The following is a 20,411-nucleotide window of genomic DNA, read 5'->3' as shown; positions in this document are numbered from 1 at the left end:
GAAGCTCCTATATTAGTGTGTTCCAGAAAAAAAGATTATTATTTTCTAAACCGGATAATCACATTATCTTACGAAATTAATAAAATAAATGGGATATGTCGCTGTGACCTTTCATCTGCTTTTCCAAAACTGACATTTATCATCTTTTACGACAATTGGTTTATCCATATTTGCAGCTATCTTAAATTAATATGCATTATGGCGCCTGATACTTCTGTACATACTTTTCATATTCCTGTAATGGGACTTTCTTTTACAATTGACAGTCCAATCCGGGTGGCTCATTATGGAATTTCTTCCGTAGTTTCTATTGTAGACGATGAACTTATTGAAAAGATGAATGCTTTTTACAGCAAGAAATTTTGTTTGCCTTATCAGGAAATTACAAAAAAAATCCATGACTATCGTGCCGAACGCATTAAAAGTTATCTGGATATGATGGACCATGTTGTAAAGGAAAAGTTTCAGGCTTTTAAACGCGAACTTTCAGAAAGTCGTCCGGCTTTGGAACGTTTTCTGGGTATGCTTCCGAACCAATCCGATTTTAAAAGAAGTTTACAGGAGCTTTTGGAGAATGGTTCCGAATTGAAACAGGGCATCAAAAGTTTCCTTGAAAAACATTTCACACCCGGAGCTATTGATGTCAATATCATGACTAAAGTTGACAGAGAAAATTATGATAAAAAAGAAGCCCTGTCTATTGATTTTAATGATGCGCATGCCGCTTTGAGGGGATTTGCAAACAGTAAGCTTCAATCTTCAATAGTATTTTCGGCAGGTATGAATCCAAGACTGTATAGCTATCTTGAAAGTTTCAATTGTTTTTTTCCGGATACAGAAGGAAAACTCGAAAAGAAAATTACATTGAAAGTCAGTGATTACCGTTCAGCATTAATACAAGGCAATTTTCTGGCAAAGAAAGGCTTATGGGTTTCTGAATACCGCATTGAATCGGGACTGAACTGCGGAGGACATGCCTTTGCCACCGAAGGTTTTCTTTTAGGTCCAATATTGGAAGAATTCAGAACAAAAAGAAAAGAACTCATCCAAACATCACACGAGTTGATGGCAAAAGCACTTGAACAAAAAGGACTTCCCGCGCCATCCCATCCGCTTCCTTTAAAAATTACAGCTCAGGGCGGCGTAGGTACTGCTGAAGAACATGATTTTTTATTACATCATTATAGAATGGATTCTGTAGGCTGGGGCTCGCCTTTCCTGTTGGTTCCTGAAGCTACTTCTGTAGATAATGACACCCGATTATTATTGGCGAAAGCAGAAGAAAAAGACCTTTATCTGAGCCATATATCTCCTTTGGGCATTCCTTTTAATACAATTCGCGGCACAAGCAATGAACAGCTAAAACAGCATCGCATTACAGCTGGGCGACCGGGAAGCTCCTGCCCTAAAAAATACCTGGCATTGGACAGAGAACTAGATAAAAAGGGAATTTGTACGGCTTCCCTAAAATACCAATCTCATAAACTGGAAATGTTGGAAAACAGAAAATCTGAACTCACGGCTATGGCTTATGAACAGGCAAAGTTCAATATTACCGAAAAAGCCTGTCTTTGTGTTGGACTCGCCAATGCGTCCTATCTTGAAAATGGTATTACCGTTAAAGGTGAAGCACAAGGTGTTGTTATTTGTCCGGGACCTAACATGGCCTATTTTAACAGAGAAGTTTCATTACAGGACATGCTACGTCACATCTACGGATATGATTCTGTAATGGATTTTCCAAACCGTCCAAATTTGTTTCTAAAAGAAATACAGCTTTATATTGATTATCTGAAAAAAGAAATAGCCCTACACCATAGCACTGCAACTCCAGCCCAATTTAAGAAATGGACAACATTTCAAAAAAACCTGCTTTCCGGAATTGATTATTATGAGAAGTTATTTCTTTCTGTTTCTTTAGGAACTGACACCCATCCGTGGAACAACCTGCGTAAAGAAATTGAGGCAATTGAAACAGGTCAGGTTTCTTTTGAGAATCTTCAGACAAGTTAACCAAACAAACAAAACCTTTGCTATATTTATATTAAAATAGTGAAATATGCAAAATGAGACACATTACATAACCCGTAGCGGCTGGCTTAGGGCTGCGGTATTAGGAGCCAATGATGGAATTCTCTCTACCACGAGTCTGGCTATTGGAATAGCTGCTGCTTCCGAAACCAGGTCACCTATCATACTGGCTGCTTTGGCTGGAGTGGTAGCTGGCGCGCTTTCTATGGCAGCGGGAGAATATGTATCTGTCAGCTCACAAAGCGATATCGAAAAATCCGACCTGAAACGGGAAATGAAAGAATTGGAAGAAACGCCTGAATCGGAACTGGAAGAACTCACGCAAATTTATATTTCCCGCGGACTTACTCCTGAACTCGCAAAAGAAGTGGCCCTGCAACTCACCTCACATAATGCACTCGAAAGCCATGCCCGTGATGAGCTTGGAATCAATGAAATTACTCAGGCCAGGCCTATGCAGGCAGCATTGGCTTCTGCCCTGGCATTTATTTGTGGAGGAATATTGCCGCTTTTGGTAGCAATTTTTGCCCCGTTGAAGTATATGGTGTTTTTGCAATACGGATTTGCTATTATTTTTCTAGCCCTATCGGGAACATTGGCTGCAAAAGCCGGCGGTTCAAATAAAATAAAATCGGTGGCCCGTATCTGTATCTGGGGAACGGTTGCCATGGTAGCTTCAGCGCTTGTCGGCTATGCTTTTGGTGTTCAGACTTCGTAAGGTAATCTTAAGCCAATCTTAAGGAAACAGCAATACATTTTCAGAACGCTATTACGTTAATCTGCTATAACGATAACTGTATAGCGATGAAACTTTTCACCTTCTTATTCTTGCTGGCATTTGTTCCTTTAAAATGGGAAACAGATTTTGACACCGCCCAAAAAGATGCCAAAGAAAAAAAACAACTAATCCTGCTCAATTTTTCAGGGTCTGACTGGTGCGCGCCCTGTGTAGCTACTAAAAGGGACTATTTTGAAAACGATTCCTTCGTGTCTATGGCAAAGGATAATCTTGTTCTGCTTAATGCTGATTTTCCAAGAAAAAAGAAAAATCAACTCTCTCCCGAACAAATCAAAAAAAATGAAGCACTTGCTGAAAAATACAACAAGCAAGGCAATTTTCCATTCACTCTATTATTGGATTCAAATGGCAAAGTGCTGAAGTCATGGGTTGGAAAACCTGAAGTTTCTGTCGAAAAATGGACAAAGGAAATCAAAAATATCTGTGACTCTCACAAATAAGAAACAGGCACCATGCTGGAATTTTCACAATCGCTAAGGCTGATGGGGAATCAATTTACCATAACGGTAGTAAGCCCTACTAAAACAGAGGCAGAATCACATATCAATACTGCCATAGAAGAAATAAGGCGTATAGAAAGACTGCTTACTACTTTTGATGAGAATAGTCAGACCTGCCTAATCAATAACAATGCAGGCATTTCACCTGTAGAAGTTGATACAGAAGTAGTAGAATTAATTGAACGAAGCATCGGAATTTCAAAAATTACGCAAGGTGCTTTTGACATAAGCTATGGCAGCATTGACAAAACACTCTGGAATTTTGACAGGAATATGACTCAACTTCCTTCACGTGAAGAAGCCCTGAAAATGGTACATCTTATTGATTACAGAAATATTCTTATTGATAAAGAAAACAGTACCGTATTTCTCAGGAATAAAGGCATGAGGATTGGATTTGGAGGTATTGGTAAGGGCTATGCCGCCGAAATGGCAAAAAGGTTATTAATGCAAAAAGGCGTAGGGAGCGGAATCATAAATGCCAGTGGCGACCTTAGCGCATGGGGACATCAGCCTTCAGGAAGACCGTGGAGAATAGGAATATCTAACCCTGACTTTCCGGAAGACATTTTTTCCTATTTAGACATTAGCGGAAAAGCCGTAGCAACTTCCGGTAATTATGAAAAATATGTCATGATAAACGGAAAAAAATATTCGCACACCATAGACCCTAAAACAGGATTACCCATATCAGGAATTAAGAGTGTTACAATAATCAGCAGCAATGCTGAATTTGCCGATGCAATGGCAACTCCCATCGCTGTCATGGGCATAAAAGCGGGGCTTTATCTCGTCAACCAGATACCGGAACTGCACTGTATCATTATTGATGATGACAACCAGCTATATACTTCAAAAAATATAAATCTTACATAAAATGAAAAATCTCCCCGTTTGGATAGCAGCATGCTGTATAGTGATGACTGCCGGGTGCTCGTCCGTTAAAGAGTACCAAAAAAATAAGATAAACGATTCCGAAATGGCATTGTCTAACCGGAAAGTCGAAAAAACCGAACTGAGCTTCCAATCTTACAGGGAAGGCTCATCTGGTGCCAATGCCGGAAAAAGTGGTGGCGGATGCGGTTGCAATTAATCCCTAACTGTATAACAAAATGAAAAGAGTTTTTATAACCGGCTTTGCTCTGCTGGGACTTTTAAAAGCCTATGCCCAAAATGAACAGGCAGATTCGACCGCATATAAGCCTAAAAAACTTAAAGTCGATGAGATAAATCTTGTGTCCAGCTATTACAGACAAAATGGAGACAATTCAGCTGTTACAGGAGGATTGGGAACAGAAAAACTTACTGATATATCCAATGCGATAGACCTCAGGGTGGTAAAATACGGCAAGAATAATATCAAACATAATTTTGATGTTGAAGTAGGTGTCGACCATTATAGTTCTGCCTCTTCAGACAAGATAGATCTTAATGCCAATTCGTCTGCATCGTCTTCTGACATAAGAGTATATCCTTCGTTGAACTATATCCGAGAAAATGAAGAAAAAGGACGTACATTGGGTATTGGGGTTTCTTCCTCTACAGAGTATGATTACCAGTCTTTTGGAGGAAATGTGAGTTTTTCACAAAAAACCAAAGACAGAAATGGCGAATTTGGAGTAAAATTTCAGGCTTATCTTGATCAGGTAAAACTACTTGCTCCTATAGAACTTCGCGGATTACCCAATGTTGATGATTCTGGCAATGCTTCCCGAAATACATTTGTTGGGTCACTCACTTATTCGCAGATCATTAACAAAAACTTCCAGGTAATGTTTCAGGCTGATCTGATATCGCAGCAAGGCTATCTTTCACTGCCATTTCACAGAGTATATTTTACTGACGGTTCAGTACATCAGGAAAAACTTCCGGACAGCCGCCTTAAGATACCGCTGGCTGCCAGAGCAAGTTATTTTTTAGGTGATAATGTGATTATTAGGGGTTATTACCGGTTTTATACTGATGATTGGGGAATCCAGTCTCATACAGCCGATATTGAAATACCGGTAAAAATCACATCATTCGTATCCGTTTCTCCATTTTACAGATATTATACGCAAACAGCTGCCAAGTATTTTAAAGGCTATGAAATGCACAATCTCCAAAGTGATTTTTATACCAGCAATTATGACCTTTCAAAATTCGACAGCAGTTTTATTGGTCTTGGCCTTCGACTGACTCCGGTTAATGGCATTTTTGGTATCAAGCATCTTAATATGCTGGAAATACGTTACGGACATTATGCCCGTTCCAATAATTTAAATTCTGATATTGTCAGCATCAACATCAGATACAAATAAATGAGAATTAGAATAGAGTTAAAAAAATCCGAAGCTAGCTTCGGATTTTTTAGTTACGTCAAGTCAATACTTTTTATTTCGGTATCGCCAATAATTCACAAACCTCTTCATAGCTCCTGTCTCTTAAATTTATAGATCTGGCGGCGGGAGTTCCTCCAGGGATTATAATATAACGAAATTTAACACCAAAGCCAACAGAAATGACAGGCGCTACTCCATCGTGACGATACCTGAAAATTTTCAGATTTCCTAAAGCAGTAATGGCCTCTATTGTATTTATATTACCACCTGCCCTTGAAGTATAGGGTAAGGCAAAAATATCTGCACCATTAAATTGCATATACACCAGAACGGTACCACTATTCAAAATTTCATTGGTTATCTGAGGTACAGAATAAGTATATAACATTCCAGAAGTTGCATCAATCGTCGTTTCTGTTCCATTGGGGCGTTCGAGCCAGTCACTATAAATTACATTGGCTGTTCCGGGTTCACCATCCATTCCATTTAATCCGTCTACTCCATCTTTTCCGTCATCGGAACAGGAGATGATACTTGTTCCTAAAATCATTAATAAAAGAATACTGAGTTTTGCAATTGATTTCATATTTAGGTTATTTTAAATTTATGAAACGAAGCTAGGCATTCAATAAGGTCAAAAAAACAAGTAATAGACCAATAACGTTTTTAATCTACCAATGACAGTGGACAGTGGATAGTCGGTAGTGGGTAGTGGGTGGTTAATAAAAAAAGACCTTCGATGAAGGTCTTTTTTTTGGCAATTATGTGATATGTTCTTACATATTTCTTCTGTATTGTCCACCTACTTCAAACAATGAAGCAGTGATTTCGCCTAATGAACACACTTTGGTTGCTTCCATAAGCTGTTCAAAAATATTCTGGTTGTTGATAGCTACATCCTGAATGATAGCCAATTGTTCTTTCATTTTATCGCCATAGGCTTTGTGCAGGTTTTCCAGAGTGTGAATCTGGAATTGTTTTTCTTCTTCACTGGCACGGATAACTTCGGCAGGAATAACCGTTGGCGAACCTTTGGAACTCAGGAAAGTATTTACGCCAATAATAGGAAACTCCCCAGTATGTTTCAGTGTTTCGTAATACATACTTTCTTCCTGTATTTTAGAACGCTGGTACATGGTTTCCATAGCTCCCAATACGCCTCCTCTTTCTGTAATCCTGTCAAATTCCTGCAATACAGCTTCTTCTACAAGATCAGTCAATTCTTCGATAATAAAAGAACCCTGTATCGGATTTTCGTTTTTAGCCAAACCAAGTTCCTTGTTTATAATCAGCTGGATTGCCATGGCACGACGCACCGATTCTTCAGTTGGCGTGGTGATCGCTTCATCGTATGCATTGGTATGCAACGAGTTACAGTTATCATAAATAGCATACAATGCCTGTAATGTAGTACGGATATCGTTAAAATCAATTTCCTGAGCGTGCAATGAACGGCCTGATGTCTGGATATGGTATTTCAACATCTGTGCTCTTTCGTTGGCACCGTATTTATTTTTAAGTGCTTTCGCCCAAATCTTTCTGGCTACACGTCCAATTACGGCATATTCCGGGTCAATTCCGTTCGAGAAGAAGAACGAAAGGTTCGGACCAAAATCGTTGATGTCCATACCACGGCTCAAGTAGTATTCTACATAGGTAAATCCGTTAGCAAGCGTGAATGCCAATTGTGTGATAGGGTTGGCTCCGGCTTCTGCAATGTGGTATCCTGAAATAGATACCGAGTAGAAGTTACGTACATTTTTGGCAATGAAATATTCCTGTACGTCACCCATTAACCTTAAAGCAAATTCTGTCGAAAAGATACAGGTATTTTGTGCCTGATCTTCTTTTAGGATATCTGCCTGAACGGTTCCACGTACTTGTGATAAAGTTCTAACCTTGATCTGCTCATAGACATCTTTTGGCAATACCTGATCGCCGGTTACTCCTAAAAGCATCAGTCCCAAACCGTCGTTTCCTTCAGGAAGTGTTCCGTTATAACGCGGTCTTTCTATATTTTTCTTTTTATAGATTTCGGCTATGATTGCTTCAACCTCGTCTTCCAGATTATTTTCCTTGATGTAAATTTCGCATTGTTGGTCTATTGCAGCATTCATAAAGAATCCCAACAACATCGGAGCCGGACCGTTTATGGTCATACTTACTGAAGTCAGCGGATGTGCCAGATTGAATCCTGAATATAATTTTTTGGCATCGTCCAAACAGCAGATAGATACTCCTGCATTACCAATTTTTCCGTAGATATCCGGTCTTAGGTGCGGGTCATTTCCATATAATGTTACACTGTCAAAAGCAGTAGAAAGTCTTTTTGCCGGAAGCCCTGCGCTCACATAGTGGAAACGCTTATTGGTTCTTTCAGGTCCTCCTTCTCCGGCAAACATCCTTGACGGGTCTTCTCCTTCGCGTTTGAACGGATATAATCCGGAAGTGAACGGAAACTCACCCGGCACATTTTCCTGCAGGCACCATCTTAGAATATCGCCCCATGCCTCATACTTCGGCAAGGCTACTTTCGGTATCTGCGAATGTGATAAGGATTCCGTGTGTGTTGCTATCTTTATTTCCTTGTCACGTACTTTAAAAGTGTAGACAGGATTTTTGTATTTGTTTACTTTTTCATCCCAGGTAAAGATAATTTCCCAATTATACGGGTCCAAATCCATCTTTACTTTGTCAAACTGGTTGAGCAAAAGGTTTAGGAAGATTCTGGTTTCGTTGTGTTCTTCTACTGCGCTTGGCAAAACAGAATCATCATTTATTCCGGCTTTTGTCAATTCCGGGGTTTTACCTGAAACCGATTCAATAGTTTTGAAAATACCGTATAATTTTTGTGCTACCTGCTGTTGTGTCAAAGCAACTGCATCGTATTTTCTGTTGTTTTCTGCAATTTCAGATAAATAGCGTGTCCTGTGCGGCGGAATGACAAAGATTTTTTCACTCATTTCACGCGTAATCTCAAATGTGGATTTAAGATCGGCTTCTGTCTTTTCAACAATCTTGTCCATGATTGCCTTATAAAGCGTATTCATGCCCGGATCATTGAATTGGGAAGCAATGGTTCCAAATACCGGAAGATCGTCCGGATTGGCATCCCAAAGATTATGGTTTCTCTGGTATTGCTTTTTGACATCACGCAAGGCGTCCAGCGAACCTCTCTTATCAAATTTATTAATGGCTACCAAGTCTGCAAAATCAAGCATGTCGATTTTTTCTAACTGCGTAGCGGCTCCAAATTCAGGAGTCATCACATAGAGCGAAACATCGGAATGGTCCATGATTTCGGTATCTGACTGTCCGATTCCCGAAGTTTCCAATATGATAATATCGTATTTAGCAGCTTTGAGTACCTGAATGGCTTCTGCAACATATTTGGACAAAGCCAGGTTGGACTGTCTTGTTGCCAAAGAACGCATATAAACACGTGGATTGTTGATCGCATTCATACGAATCCTGTCTCCTAAAAGTGCTCCGCCAGTTTTACGTTTTGAAGGGTCAACCGAAATCAAACCGATTGTTTTTTCCGGAAAGTCAATTAAAAATCTTCTGACCAATTCGTCAACCAAAGATGATTTACCGGCTCCACCTGTTCCTGTAATACCCAGAACCGGAATTTTGCTGGTTTCATTTTGTTTGTGTATCGCATCAAGGGTTTCTTTTGCAATTTCAGGAAAATTTTCTGCTGAAGAAATAAGACGGGCAATTGCCGTTGGGTTCTTCTCTTCCAAATGTTTGGCCTCTCCGTTTAGCTTGTCGCCAATCGGAAAATCAGATTTCTGAACAAGGTCATTAATCATTCCCTGCAGTCCTAATTCACGTCCGTCATCTGGCGCATAGATTCGCGTAATTCCATATTCCTGCAATTCTTTTATCTCATCCGGCAGGATAACTCCGCCTCCTCCGCCGAAAATTCGGATATGGCCTGCTCCTTTTTGGTTAAGCAGATCATACATGTATTTAAAATATTCATTATGCCCACCCTGATAAGAAGTCATGGCAATGGCATTGGCATCTTCCTGAATAGCTGTATTTACAACTTCTTCAACGCTCCTATCATGTCCTAAATGGATTACCTCGACTCCTGTCGACTGGATAATGCGTCGCATAATATTAATGGCAGCATCGTGTCCGTCGAAAAGTGCTGCTGCTGTTACAATTCTTACTTTATTTTTAGGAATATAAGGTTTGGCTTGTTCCATTTTGAAATATATGTCTTTTTAAGGTCGGCAATTTACGAAATTCCTAAAAATTTCGAAGTGTTTATTAAGTATTTTAACTGAACAACCTTTCCGCACCCTGGCAGGGTTTAAAACCCTGCCAGGGTGCGGAAACGTTAAAAAAAGAAAGCCCTTCCGGTAGAAAATTACCGAAAGGGCCCAGGGGGTCAAAACTCTAAAATATTGACTTATCTGTAAAATCCTGTTTATTTAGGATTCTTATTTCATCATGGTCGGATCGACTTCAACTCCCAATCCTTGTGCAATTCCCATTCCTAATCGCGGATCGGCCCGGAACCAATGGCAAAGCTGGCGGTTGATGATTTCCATTCTTTTTGGCCCTTCAATGCCTGACATTGCCCCCACTACATTGCTAATCAGATTCTTTTGCTGTTCCGGTTCCAATAAGCGGAAAAGATTACCCGGCTGTGTGTAATGGTCGTTTTCACCTTCAGCATTGCGGTCATACCAACCCGCTACATTACTTTCCAATGCCCATGCAGGTTCTTTATACGATTGGTCAACAACAATATTGTCAAAACTGTTTGGGAAATAATTTGGAGCACTGCCTCCGTTTCCATCAATACGCATCTGTCCGTCTCTTTGATAATTGTTTGTAGCAAACGGACATCTGTTTACCGGAATTTGCTCATAATTGGCACCCAATCTGTAACGATGCGCATCCGGATAAGAAAGCAATCTTCCCTGCAACATCTTATCTGGCGAATATCCTATTCCGTCCACGACATGTGCCGGAGCGAAGGCGGCCTGTTCTACATCCTGAAAATAGTTTTCCGGATTTTTGTTGAGTTCGATAACACCAACGTCAATTAGCGGATAATCGGCATGAGGCCAAACTTTTGTAAGGTCGAACGGATTAATATGGTAGGTTCTTGACTCTGCTTCGGTCATCACCTGAATTTTCATGTCCCAACGCGGAAAGTTACCCTTGTCAATATTTTCAACCAGGTCTCTCTGAGCAAAATCCATGTCTTTTGACTTCATTTCTGCTGCTTCGGCATCCGTAAAATTTTTAATGCCTTGTTTGGTAAGCATATGGAACTTTACATAGAATCGTTCGTTATCCTTATTGATAAAAGAAAAAGTATGGCTTCCAAATCCGTGCATATGGCGGTAACCGTATGGAGTTCCTCTGTCAGACATTAATATTGCAACCTGATGCAAACTTTCCGGATTCAACGACCAGAAATCCCACATCATGGTAGGCGACTTCAAGTTAGTATAAGGATCACGTTTTTGGGTATGGATAAAGTCTCCGAATTTTTTCGGATCCTTGATAAAAAATACAGGCGTATTGTTTCCTACCAAATCCCAATTTCCGTCTTCGGTATAAAATTTCAACGCAAATCCTCTTGGGTCTCTTTCCGTATCTGCCGAACCTCTTTCACCTCCAACAGTAGAAAAACGAAGCAGAAGTTTTGTTTCTTTTCCTATATGTGAAAAGATTTTTGCCTTGGTATATTTCGTAATATCGTGTGTTACAGTAAAAGTTCCGAAAGCTGCCGATCCTTTTGCGTGTACTACCCTTTCCGGAATACGCTCCCGGTTAAAATGAGCCATTTTTTCGTGCAGGATAAAATCCTGAAGCAAAAGTGGCCCTCTGGGTCCTACTGATTGTGAATCTTCGTTTTCGGCATAAGGCTTTCCTGAGGCTGTGGTGAGTTTGTTGTGTTCTTTCATAATTTTTATTATTTGTTGTTAGTACCTAATTATCAGTTTGTTTTACTCAAATTTAAACAATCCTTTTTGATAAACAAAATTGATTGTTTTTATATTTTAATAATTTTTAACTATATTATTAAACGGTATGATGTTTGATTATCTTTGAATCGAAAAACTTTACTCTCATGAAAAGATTATTACTAGTGGCGTTTTTAGTACCTGCAACCTGCTTTGCACAATTGGATGGATTTATCAAAAAGGCAACCGAAAAGGTACAATCGAAAACAGAAAAAACACAAACTAAAACAAGTTCTAAAAAAACCGGCAGCCTATTGGGAAGCACCGATATTAGTGCCGGACTAAAAGAAGCACTTCAAAAAGGAATTACGGAACAGGTAACCAAACTGACGGCTGTGGACGGATTTTATAAAAACGAAGCCGTAAAAATTCTCTTCCCGGAAGAATTACAGAAAGTGGACAAGACTTTACGTTCTATGGGATTGTCAAGCCTGGCTGACGAAGGAATTAAAGTATTGAATCGCGCAGCTGAAGATGCCGTAAAAGAAGCAACTCCTATTTTTGTAAGTGCCATTAAAAACATGAAGTTTGCCGATGCAAAAAACATTCTTTTAGGCAATGAAAATGCCGCAACGACTTATCTACAAGGTGCAACTTCTACCGAACTCTACACAAAATTCAATCCTGTTGTAAAAACATCATTGAGCAATGTAGGTGCTGATAAGGTATGGGAAGGTATCATTAAAAAATACAATACGATTCCTTTGGTCACAAAAGTGAATCCTGACCTTAACGACTATGTGACTGATAAAGCTATGGAAGGTGTGTTTAAGATGATTTCTGTGGAGGAGAAAAAAATCCGCACCGATATTGGAGCCCGTACTTCTCCACTACTAAAAAAGGTGTTTGCCATGCAGGATTAAGAAGGACAAAACAGACCCTTAAAAAATTAGTAATCAATAACATATAAATAACATTGCCTTAACACATACGCTCCAAAAAAAGTTGGACATTTGCAGAGAGATTAATGGTTTTCTCATTTGGTTAGGGTTAGTTAGAAAAAAAATGCCAGTGTTTTTAGGAACACTGGCTTTTTTATTATATCAGCTGACAGTTATAGTTTCTGATAATAGATTATAAATTAGAATGCAGCTTTTTAAAATAATCAAAGGCTTTTGCCATTCGGCTTCCATACCAGGAAAACATTTCGCCGTCAACAAAAACAGTCTTGGCATGATGTGTAAAACGTCCCAATTCAAAAGCATGCTCATCTTTGAAAGGAAAAGGTTCTGAGGATAGCAAAATCAAATCCGGATCACCTTGTATTCTCATTTTTTGAATCACAATTTCCGGATACCTGCCTTCGTATTTTGGATGATTATCATAAATATTGACAAACTTGTTCAGCTTTAGCATTTCATTGATAAAATTATCGCCTCCCGCTACCATATAAGGATTAGCCCAGATAAAATAGGCTACTTTTTGCTCTTCTTTGTCTCTGATAAAATTTTGAAAATCGGTTAAGGCAAATTGTATTTTGTCAATCCACTTCTGAGCTTCCGTTCGCTTATTAAATAATTGTCCAAAATCTGAAATCATCTGCAGGCTGTCCTCAATAGTAAGGATATTGGTGACCCAAACCGTACAGATTTTACGCAATTCTTCTACAATTTCCTCCGTATTCTCTTCTTTGTTGGCGATAATAATATCGGGCTGTAACAGCTTTATCTTTTCATAATGCACCTTTTTGGTTCCTCCGATAATCTTTTTGGTTGATTTCAGATGGTAAGGATGAATGCAAAATTTGGTAATTCCCACAAGATTTTCTTCCAGTCCTAAATCAAACAGCAACTCTGTTTGCGATGGTACGAGGGAAATTATTCTTTTGGGAACCGATTCAAAAGTATGCGAATTGCCCAATTGGTCGCTGTACGTTTTCAATGGTTATTTTTTGAAAGTTTACTATTTATCCCTTCCGGGAACATAATTGCCAAAAGCACAAAAATAAGAAGGAAGTTAAATTCAACGCCGTTTCTTCCGCCGCCAACCACAAACCAGCCTTCCGGATAATGAACCATGATAATGCCCATAATCAAAACGAAGATAGTAACGATAGAAGCAATCTTGACATATTTATTCAGCAAAAGCAATACCGCCGCAACTACGTGTGACAGCTTAATCAACCAGGCCAGTAAAACTCCATAAGGAGCAAATCCAACTGTATTCAGATAAAAGGTTCCAAACTCATGGATCCCATTATTGAACATTCCCGGCACACTATGCATGATGAGGATAAAGGCGACTGCAAAACGAAGAATAAAAGTCCTGTCCATAACAACTATTTTAGAATTTGTTCCATTTCCTGCTGTATTTTAAGGGCCTCTTCCCTAGCCTTTTCTGCAAAATCCTGTTGCTGTGAAGCATAAATGATTCCTCTTGACGAATTGATGAGCAATCCAACATTTTCAGACATTCCGTACTTGCAGACTTCCGAAAGGCTTCCGCCCTGGGCACCTACTCCCGGAACCAGCAAAAAGCTTGTTGGTATTATTTTTCGTATTTCTGTAAAATATTCCGCTTTGGTAGCTCCTACAACATACATCAGGTTTTCGGAATTTTTCCACTGTTTTGACGTTTCGATAACCTGCTTGTAAAGCTCTTTCCCATCAACTGATTTTGTCTGGAAATCGAAAGCACCTTCATTGGAAGTCAGCGCCAAAAGTATTGTAAACTTATCTTTCACAGCCAGAAATGGTTCAACAGAATCTTTGCCCATATAAGGTGCCACTGTAACCGAATCAAAAGCCATGTCTTCTAAAAAAGCCTTGGCATACATGGAAGAAGTGTTTCCTATATCACCACGCTTGGCATCGGCTATTGTAAAAATTTCCGGATGTTTCTCGTTGATATAACGGATTGTCTTTTCGAGTGAAATCCATCCTTTGATTCCGTAGGCTTCATAAAAAGCTGTATTAGGCTTATAGGCCACAGCCAGATCATGAGTAGCATCGATAATAGCCTTATTGAATTCAAAAATCGGGTCTTCCGTATGGAGCAGATGTTGGGGAATTTTATTCAAATCAACATCCAATCCAATGCAAAGGAAGGATTTTTTTTTGTGGATTTGTTCGGTTAGCTGTTGTGTTGTCATGGTGTTGTGTAGTTGGTCTTATAAAAAAAGCCCCAATAATGAGGCTTGTTTATTTTTAGAATACTTCGCTGGCTTCTTTTAATTTTTCTGTATTGCTAACCAGCTGAAGCTCGTCAACAATCTTATGGATATCTCCGTTCATGATGTTTCCTAAATCGTATAACGTCAATCCAATTCTGTGGTCGGTTACACGACCCTGGGCATAGTTATACGTACGGATTTTTGCAGAACGGTCTCCTGAACTTACCTGAGAGCTACGTTTTTGAGCATCTTCTTCCTGTTTTTTAGCCAATTCCTGCTCATACAAACGGGAACGCAAAACGGTAAATGCTTTATCCTTATTCTTATGCTGTGATTTTTCATCCTGACACTGGGCTACCAATCCTGTTGGAATGTGCGTCAAACGAACAGCAGATTTTGTCGTGTTTACTGACTGTCCACCAGGTCCTGACGAACAGAAAAAATCAATACGAACGTCATTCATGTCAATCTGAACGTCAAATTCTTCCGCTTCTGGCAAAACCATTACAGTTGCCGCAGAAGTATGCACACGTCCCTGGGTTTCGGTCTGCGGCACACGCTGTACACGGTGTACACCTGCTTCAAATTTTAAAGTTCCGTAAACATCTTCACCGGTAACCTCAAAAATAATTTCTTTGAAACCTCCGGAAGTTCCTTCGTTCATATCCACAACCGAAGTTCTCCAACCTTTACTTTCGCAATATTTGGTATACATTCGGAACAAATCACCTGCAAAAATACTGGCTTCATCCCCACCGGTTCCGGCACGGATTTCAACCATTACGTTTTTCGCATCTTCCGGGTCTTTCGGGATTAGCAAAAATTTGATTTCTTCTTCCAATTCCGGCAATCTCTGCTTGGCTTCATCCAACTGCATTTTCGCCATTTCGGTCATTTCCGGGTCACTACCGTCAGCAATAATTTCATTTGCCTCATCAATATTGCCCATTATATTTACATACTCGTCACGCTTTTCTACAAGCGCTTTCAAGTCTTTGTATTCTTTGTTTAATTGAATATAACGCTTTTGGTCGGCAATGACATCCGGCTGGATAATCAAATCCGAAATCTCGTCAAAACGCTGTTTTACAATCTGCAATCTATCTAACATCTTTTCTTCCTTATGTAATTGGAGTGCAAATTTACAAAAAAATTGTTTACGTTCCATCGGGCTTGAGATTGAGTTTTTATGTCTGTCAGGAAGTCTATACCAAACAAAGAAAAGCCGGTTTTCTTACGGTTCATTTCATTGTTTTTAGGCCACGGATTATCATATTAAAACAATTACGTGGATTTTAGAAGTCTAAACCACACCGGTAATGTCAATAATTTGTTCTTAAAAAACTTTGTGGCTCTGCGCCTTTGCGAGCAACTATTTCACACAAAATCGCAAAGCAAGTTTTCTGATAAACAATTGAGTTTTTTTTACTTACTTTAGTCTTTAAAAACTCTTGTATGGAAAATTTCGACTGGACAAAATTCACCAGAAAAATTGCAATAAAGTCTAGCCTTTCAACACTTTACAATGCCTGGACCACATCTTCAGAAATTGAAAGATGGTTTTTGAGCAATGCTTCCTATTTTGACCCAAATGGCAAACAGCTCGATTCGAAAACAGCCGTCGAAAAAGAGGCCACCTATGAATGGCGATGGTTTTTGTATGACGATGTCGAAAAAGGAAAAATTACTGAGGCCAACGGCACTGATTATTTGCAGTTTACTTTTGCCGGAAATTGTCTTGTCGATATCCAACTTACGCAAGAAGACGGCTATGTATTGGTGGAACTCACACAAAAAAACATTCCGACTGATGAAAATTCAAAAAGGAATATCCGTCTGGGATGCCATACGGGCTGGAGTTTTTATCTGGTTAATCTGAAATCAGTATATGAAGGTGGTCTGGACTTGAGAAATAAAAACGAAAACACTTATCCAATGGTAAATAATTAAGATGAACTACCATGTTTTTTCACCAAATGACAGGCTGTCAAAATACATCCGCTGTTATTGGAGCCTCGACAATCTTGATGATTTGGAACCGCATTCAAGAGAACGTATTTTTCCTGACGGCTGTATTGAACTGATTTTTAATCATGGCGACCTGTTTGTCACCTACACTAAAAACGGAGCCGAAACACAACCAAAAAACTTTATACACGGTCAGTTAAAAAAATTCATTGAAGTACAGGGAATCGGCAAAGTTGGTATTTTCAGCATCCGGTTTCAACCCGCCGGATTACAGCCTTTTATTGATTTTCCTGTCAGCAATTTGACCGGAATTTTTGTGGAGCTCTCAAAAATCTGGAAAGACAGCAGTTCTTTGGAAGAACAAATGGGTTGTTGCCAGAATAATGAAGAACGCATTCGGGTTATCGAAAATTTCCTTGAGAACCATCTCAAAAATACCACCGACACGGATGCAATTGAAAGCTGTGTCAATGAAATCATCCTATCCGAAGGAATGATTTCAATAGAAAAACTGACAGCTAATCTAAAAACCGGGCAACGTCACCTGGAACGTAAATTTCTTTCCAACGTAGGATTGAGCCTGAAATTATTTTCAAGAATCATACGGTTCAATCATGCCTTACAGCTCATTGAAAACAAAGATTTTAGAAATTTTACCAATGTAGCCTATGACGGCGGTTTTTACGACCAGGCCCATTTCATAAAAGACTTCACATATTTTACAGGCCTGAATCCGAAAAAATACTTTTCGGAAAATCTTGAAATGGCAAAATATTTCAATTTAGAATAGAAAGTCGTTTTTTTACAATTTTATCAATCGACATTGATTCATATTTGTTTCCTGTAAACTAAATCAATCTTATGAAAAAAACTATTTATGCACTGACTGTTTTGGCAACTTTAGGAATCACTTCCTGTAAAGAAGCCCATGATTCAAAGCTTCCTCCCGTTGAAGCTACTCCAAAAACTTATGCCGAAATCAAAAAAGCCGATTGGTTTTTAGGACGTTGGGAAAATAATTCCAAAGAAGGCAATCTTTCTGAGATATGGACCAAAGAAAACGATTCTACTTTTCACGGAGAAAGCTATTTTGTCATTGGTAAGGACACCGTATTTGGAGAAATCGTAAAACTTTGGCAAAAAGAAAATCAATTGATTTATGAAGTATCAGTAAGAAATCAAAACGATGAAAAGCCTGTAGAATTTGCCCTGACATCCTCTTCAGACAAGCAGCTTATTTTCGAGAACCCGAAGCACGATTACCCAAACAAGATTACTTACAACCAAATTACAAAAGACAGCATCGTAGCTGAAATTTCCGGAATGAAAGACGGAAAAACGAAATCGGAACAATTTGCAATGAAAAAAGTTCAGTAAGTTTGAACAAACAAAAACAATAAAACAATCCAACATGGCACAAGTAAATCCTTATCTTACTTTTAATGGAAACTGTGAAGCAGCATTCCTATTTTACAAATCCGTATTTGGCGGAGAATTTACCTATATCGGAAAGTTTAAAGATATGCCTTCTGAACAACCACTTCCAGCCGGAACAGAAGATTTGATTATGCACGTTTCATTGCCAATCAGCAAAGAAACAATACTCATGGGAAGTGATACGAGCGAGGCTTTCGGACAACAGCCTGTTACTGCAGGAACGAATTTTTCAGTTTCCATCAATACAGAAAGCGAAGACGAAGCTAAAAAACTTTTCGACGGACTTTCCAATGGCGGAAAAGTAACCATGCCTTTGGAAAAAACTTTCTGGGGCGCTTTATTTGGAATGTTTGTTGACAAATTCGGTATCCTCTGGATGGTGAATTACGATTATGAGCAAAAATAAAAACCTTAAGCCCCGCCAAAACGGGGCTTTTTTTTGCCCTGTGCTGGAAAAAGTGAACTATATTTGCGCCATCTTTTAAAAACAACATGAAGCAACAAAAAATAAGAGGCCTGCACCGTGATTTAGGCTATTTTTACATTGGATTGATTATTTCTTTTGCCTTTTCCGGAATATTGATGAATCACAGAGATAGCTGGCATCCGGAAAAATATACCGTTGAAACAAAAAACATTGAAGTAAAGCTACCGCCAGAAGAACTGATTAGCGAAAAATATGCTGAATCCTTAGGAAAAGAACACGGCATTGATGATAAAATCAGACGCCATTCTATCAAAAAAGGAACTTTGAAGATTTCATTTGAAAACCACGATGTGGAAATTGATATGAAAACAGGAAAAGGAGAAATTGTCGCGTTCAAAAAAACACCAATCATCAGCCATGCTATGAAACTACACAAAAACACTTCAGAATGGTGGATTTATTATTCTGATATTTTTGGTATTTCATTAATTGTAATTGCGGTTACCGGTGCCCTGATGATTCCTTATGGAAAATTTACCTTTAAGAAAAGAGGCTGGAAACTCGCTATAGCCGGCATTGTGTTTCCGCTGTTGTTTCTCTTCTTATTGAGCTAAAATAAAAAAACCTCGTTTATTTCTAAACGAGGTTTTTTATTTTTTGATGAAGAATTAGTTTGAATTTTCTTCTGTTACTTCTTCCTTAACTTTTGGTGCAGGAGCTTCTTTTGAAACCAGGCCTTTTGCCTGAAGCATATTGTACCAGTTCAAAACTTTTTTGATATCTGACGGATATACTCTGTCCTGATCATAGTCCGGTAAGATTTCAAGAAAATAAGCAGCCAATTTAGCATTGTCTTCTTTATGCGATAAGGCAGGTCCGTTATCTTCTTTTACAGCAATAGCTCTCATTACTTCAACCAACGGTTTTTCCTGCTCATTTGTATAAATAGAAATTTCTGAAAGCAGGCTGACATTGCTTCTCAAACCAACCGTAATTTTCTTTCCGTCAAGTAATGATTCGGCAACAAAACCGGTACGGGTTTGAAGTTTAAGTGCGTATAAGCCCGGCTTGCCAGAAATGGCCAATATTTTGTCTAAATTCATTTTAAAGATATTTTATAATTGAAATTAATTTGTTCTTCTTATCTGCCTTTTTTGGCAACAAACTTCATTTTATAATCCGGACGTGTTTTTCCGTCCATAATGTTTTGAAGTTTTTTCTTTATTAACTGTTTTTTTAGTGAAGATATTTTATCTGTGAATAAAATTCCTTCGATATGGTCGTATTCATGCTGAATTACCCTTGCAATCAATCCGTCAAATTCTTCCGTTTTCTTATTGAAATCTTCATCAAAATATTCAATAGTGATTCTTTCATTTCGGTACACATCTTCACGGACTTCCGGAATGCTCAGGCATCCTTCATTAAATCCCCATTCTTCCCCTTCTTCTTTAAGCATTTTTGGGTTGATGAAGGTTCTTTTAAAGTTTTTCAGTTCTTCACGCTCTTTTTCCTCTAAATCTTCATCATCACTAAACGGTTCCGTGTCAATAACAAATAGTCGAAGGCTAAGTCCTACCTGAGGCGCTGCCAGACCTACTCCATAAGCATTATACATCGTCTCATACATGTCTGCAATCGCTTGCTTCAGGTTAGGATAATCCTGTGGCACTTCCTCACCTACTTTTCTTAAAACCGGATCGCCATATCCTATAATTGGTAAAATCATTTCTTTCGTATTGAATTATAAAGAATTAGCAGAATCTCTGCAAAATCAGAGGGCAAAAATAGTGAAAAAAGATTATAGACGGTAATCTTTT

General features: G+C 38.9%; 21 protein-coding genes. 12 read left to right on the top strand and 9 right to left on the bottom strand.

The window, feature by feature from the left end; all coding sequences use genetic code 11:
• Window positions 1–198 precede the first annotated feature (198 nt).
• The 6 genes from ASG38_RS10325 to ASG38_RS10300 all read left to right on the top strand — a co-directional run bounded on the left by ASG38_RS10325 (window position 199) and on the right by ASG38_RS10300 (window position 5,630).
• Window positions 199–2,013 (top strand): hypothetical protein, encoded by a 1,815-nt coding sequence (locus tag ASG38_RS10325; RefSeq protein ID WP_056070174.1) that lies wholly within the window; start codon window positions 199–201, stop codon window positions 2,011–2,013.
• A 46-nt stretch (window positions 2,014–2,059) separates the two neighbouring features.
• On the top strand, window positions 2,060–2,749 hold the full coding sequence (locus ASG38_RS10320) for a VIT family protein (protein ID WP_056070172.1): 690 nt from the start codon (window positions 2,060–2,062) through the stop codon (window positions 2,747–2,749).
• An 86-nt stretch (window positions 2,750–2,835) separates the two neighbouring features.
• On the top strand, window positions 2,836–3,270 hold the full coding sequence (locus tag ASG38_RS10315) for a thioredoxin family protein (RefSeq protein WP_056070171.1): 435 nt from the start codon (window positions 2,836–2,838) through the stop codon (window positions 3,268–3,270).
• 12 nt (window positions 3,271–3,282) lie between these two features.
• Window positions 3,283–4,206, top strand: coding sequence for an FAD:protein FMN transferase (locus ASG38_RS10310; RefSeq protein ID WP_056070169.1), 924 nt, complete (start codon window positions 3,283–3,285; stop codon window positions 4,204–4,206).
• 1 nt (window position 4,207) lies between these two features.
• Complete coding sequence (locus ASG38_RS10305) at window positions 4,208–4,423, top strand: DUF4266 domain-containing protein (RefSeq protein WP_056070167.1); 216 nt, start codon at window positions 4,208–4,210, stop codon at window positions 4,421–4,423.
• A gap of 19 nt (window positions 4,424–4,442) precedes the next feature.
• Window positions 4,443–5,630 (top strand): DUF3570 domain-containing protein, encoded by a 1,188-nt coding sequence (locus ASG38_RS10300; protein ID WP_056070164.1) that lies wholly within the window; start codon window positions 4,443–4,445, stop codon window positions 5,628–5,630.
• A gap of 73 nt (window positions 5,631–5,703) precedes the next feature.
• Here the strand turns inward: ASG38_RS10300 and ASG38_RS10295 are convergent, their stop codons facing one another.
• From ASG38_RS10295 to ASG38_RS10285, 3 genes are all read right to left on the bottom strand, one after another.
• Window positions 5,704–6,237 (bottom strand): hypothetical protein, encoded by a 534-nt coding sequence (locus tag ASG38_RS10295; protein ID WP_157486142.1) that lies wholly within the window; start codon window positions 6,235–6,237, stop codon window positions 5,704–5,706.
• Window positions 6,238–6,427: 190 nt separating this feature from the next.
• A complete protein-coding gene (locus ASG38_RS10290) occupies window positions 6,428–9,868 on the bottom strand; it encodes a methylmalonyl-CoA mutase family protein (RefSeq protein WP_056070153.1) in 3,441 nt (1,146 codons plus the stop codon).
• A 237-nt stretch (window positions 9,869–10,105) separates the two neighbouring features.
• The gene (locus ASG38_RS10285) at window positions 10,106–11,587 is read right to left on the bottom strand and encodes a catalase (RefSeq protein ID WP_056070152.1); all 1,482 of its coding nucleotides are present in this window, start codon (window positions 11,585–11,587) and stop codon (window positions 10,106–10,108) included.
• Window positions 11,588–11,754: 167 nt separating this feature from the next.
• Here ASG38_RS10285 and ASG38_RS10280 point away from each other — a divergent pair, with 167 nt between their 5' ends.
• Entirely contained in the window at window positions 11,755–12,510 is a 756-nt protein-coding gene (locus ASG38_RS10280; RefSeq protein WP_056070150.1) for a DUF4197 domain-containing protein, read from the top strand.
• A 211-nt stretch (window positions 12,511–12,721) separates the two neighbouring features.
• Here the strand turns inward: ASG38_RS10280 and ASG38_RS10275 are convergent, their stop codons facing one another.
• The 4 genes from ASG38_RS10275 to prfA are packed head-to-tail and all read right to left on the bottom strand — an operon-like array spanning window position 12,722 to window position 15,870.
• Window positions 12,722–13,528, bottom strand: coding sequence for an ABC transporter substrate-binding protein (locus tag ASG38_RS10275; protein WP_056070148.1), 807 nt, complete (start codon window positions 13,526–13,528; stop codon window positions 12,722–12,724).
• A complete protein-coding gene (locus ASG38_RS10270) occupies window positions 13,525–13,920 on the bottom strand; it encodes a DoxX family protein (RefSeq protein ID WP_056070143.1) in 396 nt (131 codons plus the stop codon). The genes ASG38_RS10275 and ASG38_RS10270 overlap by 4 nt, the downstream gene beginning before the upstream one ends.
• A gap of 5 nt (window positions 13,921–13,925) precedes the next feature.
• Complete coding sequence (pyrF, locus tag ASG38_RS10265) at window positions 13,926–14,738, bottom strand: orotidine-5'-phosphate decarboxylase (protein ID WP_056070141.1); 813 nt, start codon at window positions 14,736–14,738, stop codon at window positions 13,926–13,928.
• Between the two features lie 55 nt (window positions 14,739–14,793).
• On the bottom strand, window positions 14,794–15,870 hold the full coding sequence (gene prfA, locus ASG38_RS10260) for a peptide chain release factor 1 (RefSeq protein WP_056070137.1): 1,077 nt from the start codon (window positions 15,868–15,870) through the stop codon (window positions 14,794–14,796).
• A gap of 344 nt (window positions 15,871–16,214) precedes the next feature.
• Here prfA and ASG38_RS10255 point away from each other — a divergent pair, with 344 nt between their 5' ends.
• The 5 genes from ASG38_RS10255 (at window position 16,215) to ASG38_RS10235 (ending at window position 19,205) form a co-directional block, all read left to right on the top strand.
• On the top strand, window positions 16,215–16,709 hold the full coding sequence (locus ASG38_RS10255; protein ID WP_056070134.1) for an SRPBCC domain-containing protein: 495 nt from the start codon (window positions 16,215–16,217) through the stop codon (window positions 16,707–16,709).
• A gap of 1 nt (window position 16,710) precedes the next feature.
• Window positions 16,711–17,517 carry a DUF6597 domain-containing transcriptional factor gene (locus ASG38_RS10250; protein WP_056070131.1) on the top strand — a complete coding sequence of 269 codons (807 nt, stop codon included), beginning with the start codon at window positions 16,711–16,713 and terminating at the stop codon, window positions 17,515–17,517.
• 71 nt (window positions 17,518–17,588) lie between these two features.
• On the top strand, window positions 17,589–18,104 hold the full coding sequence (locus ASG38_RS10245; protein WP_056070129.1) for a DUF6265 family protein: 516 nt from the start codon (window positions 17,589–17,591) through the stop codon (window positions 18,102–18,104).
• 34 nt (window positions 18,105–18,138) lie between these two features.
• Window positions 18,139–18,570, top strand: coding sequence for a VOC family protein (locus tag ASG38_RS10240; protein ID WP_056070127.1), 432 nt, complete (start codon window positions 18,139–18,141; stop codon window positions 18,568–18,570).
• Window positions 18,571–18,656: 86 nt separating this feature from the next.
• The gene (locus ASG38_RS10235; protein ID WP_056070125.1) at window positions 18,657–19,205 is read left to right on the top strand and encodes a PepSY-associated TM helix domain-containing protein; all 549 of its coding nucleotides are present in this window, start codon (window positions 18,657–18,659) and stop codon (window positions 19,203–19,205) included.
• A gap of 54 nt (window positions 19,206–19,259) precedes the next feature.
• Here ASG38_RS10235 and ASG38_RS10230 read toward each other — a convergent pair whose 3' ends face one another.
• Window positions 19,260–19,694, bottom strand: a complete 435-nt coding sequence (locus ASG38_RS10230; RefSeq protein WP_056070122.1) for a DUF5606 domain-containing protein — start codon at window positions 19,692–19,694, stop codon at window positions 19,260–19,262.
• Window positions 19,695–19,732: 38 nt separating this feature from the next.
• Window positions 19,733–20,320: a peptide deformylase gene (gene def, locus ASG38_RS10225; protein ID WP_056070119.1), complete on the bottom strand. Its 588-nt coding sequence runs from the start codon at window positions 20,318–20,320 to the stop codon at window positions 19,733–19,735.
• Window positions 20,321–20,411: the final 91 nt, after the last annotated feature.

This window comes from Flavobacterium sp. Leaf359 (assembly GCF_001423985.1).
GTDB classification, from domain to species: domain Bacteria; phylum Bacteroidota; class Bacteroidia; order Flavobacteriales; family Flavobacteriaceae; genus Flavobacterium; species Flavobacterium lindanitolerans.
Note: the sequence above shows the minus strand (reverse complement) of the source record. Positions and strands in the feature narration are given on the sequence as shown.

What these genes read in the sequence shown, in the direction of transcription:
- prfA (WP_056070137.1), bottom strand. Translation starts at nt 15,870, where the DNA reads ATGTTAGATAGATTGCAGATTGTAAAACAGCGTTTTGACGAGATTTCG.
- ASG38_RS10245 (WP_056070129.1), top strand. Translation starts at nt 17,589, where the DNA reads ATGAAAAAAACTATTTATGCACTGACTGTTTTGGCAACTTTAGGAATC.
- ASG38_RS10285 (WP_056070152.1), bottom strand. Translation starts at nt 11,587, where the DNA reads ATGAAAGAACACAACAAACTCACCACAGCCTCAGGAAAGCCTTATGCC.
- ASG38_RS10305 (WP_056070167.1), top strand. Translation starts at nt 4,208, where the DNA reads ATGAAAAATCTCCCCGTTTGGATAGCAGCATGCTGTATAGTGATGACT.
- ASG38_RS10325 (WP_056070174.1), top strand. Translation starts at nt 199, where the DNA reads ATGGCGCCTGATACTTCTGTACATACTTTTCATATTCCTGTAATGGGA.
- ASG38_RS10310 (WP_056070169.1), top strand. Translation starts at nt 3,283, where the DNA reads ATGCTGGAATTTTCACAATCGCTAAGGCTGATGGGGAATCAATTTACC.
- ASG38_RS10250 (WP_056070131.1), top strand. Translation starts at nt 16,711, where the DNA reads ATGAACTACCATGTTTTTTCACCAAATGACAGGCTGTCAAAATACATC.
- ASG38_RS10255 (WP_056070134.1), top strand. Translation starts at nt 16,215, where the DNA reads ATGGAAAATTTCGACTGGACAAAATTCACCAGAAAAATTGCAATAAAG.
- ASG38_RS10240 (WP_056070127.1), top strand. Translation starts at nt 18,139, where the DNA reads ATGGCACAAGTAAATCCTTATCTTACTTTTAATGGAAACTGTGAAGCA.
- pyrF (WP_056070141.1), bottom strand. Translation starts at nt 14,738, where the DNA reads ATGACAACACAACAGCTAACCGAACAAATCCACAAAAAAAAATCCTTC.
- def (WP_056070119.1), bottom strand. Translation starts at nt 20,320, where the DNA reads ATGATTTTACCAATTATAGGATATGGCGATCCGGTTTTAAGAAAAGTA.
- ASG38_RS10295 (WP_157486142.1), bottom strand. Translation starts at nt 6,237, where the DNA reads ATGAAATCAATTGCAAAACTCAGTATTCTTTTATTAATGATTTTAGGA.
- ASG38_RS10235 (WP_056070125.1), top strand. Translation starts at nt 18,657, where the DNA reads ATGAAGCAACAAAAAATAAGAGGCCTGCACCGTGATTTAGGCTATTTT.
- ASG38_RS10230 (WP_056070122.1), bottom strand. Translation starts at nt 19,694, where the DNA reads ATGAATTTAGACAAAATATTGGCCATTTCTGGCAAGCCGGGCTTATAC.
- ASG38_RS10300 (WP_056070164.1), top strand. Translation starts at nt 4,443, where the DNA reads ATGAAAAGAGTTTTTATAACCGGCTTTGCTCTGCTGGGACTTTTAAAA.
- ASG38_RS10270 (WP_056070143.1), bottom strand. Translation starts at nt 13,920, where the DNA reads ATGGACAGGACTTTTATTCTTCGTTTTGCAGTCGCCTTTATCCTCATC.
- ASG38_RS10315 (WP_056070171.1), top strand. Translation starts at nt 2,836, where the DNA reads ATGAAACTTTTCACCTTCTTATTCTTGCTGGCATTTGTTCCTTTAAAA.
- ASG38_RS10290 (WP_056070153.1), bottom strand. Translation starts at nt 9,868, where the DNA reads ATGGAACAAGCCAAACCTTATATTCCTAAAAATAAAGTAAGAATTGTA.
- ASG38_RS10320 (WP_056070172.1), top strand. Translation starts at nt 2,060, where the DNA reads ATGCAAAATGAGACACATTACATAACCCGTAGCGGCTGGCTTAGGGCT.
- ASG38_RS10280 (WP_056070150.1), top strand. Translation starts at nt 11,755, where the DNA reads ATGAAAAGATTATTACTAGTGGCGTTTTTAGTACCTGCAACCTGCTTT.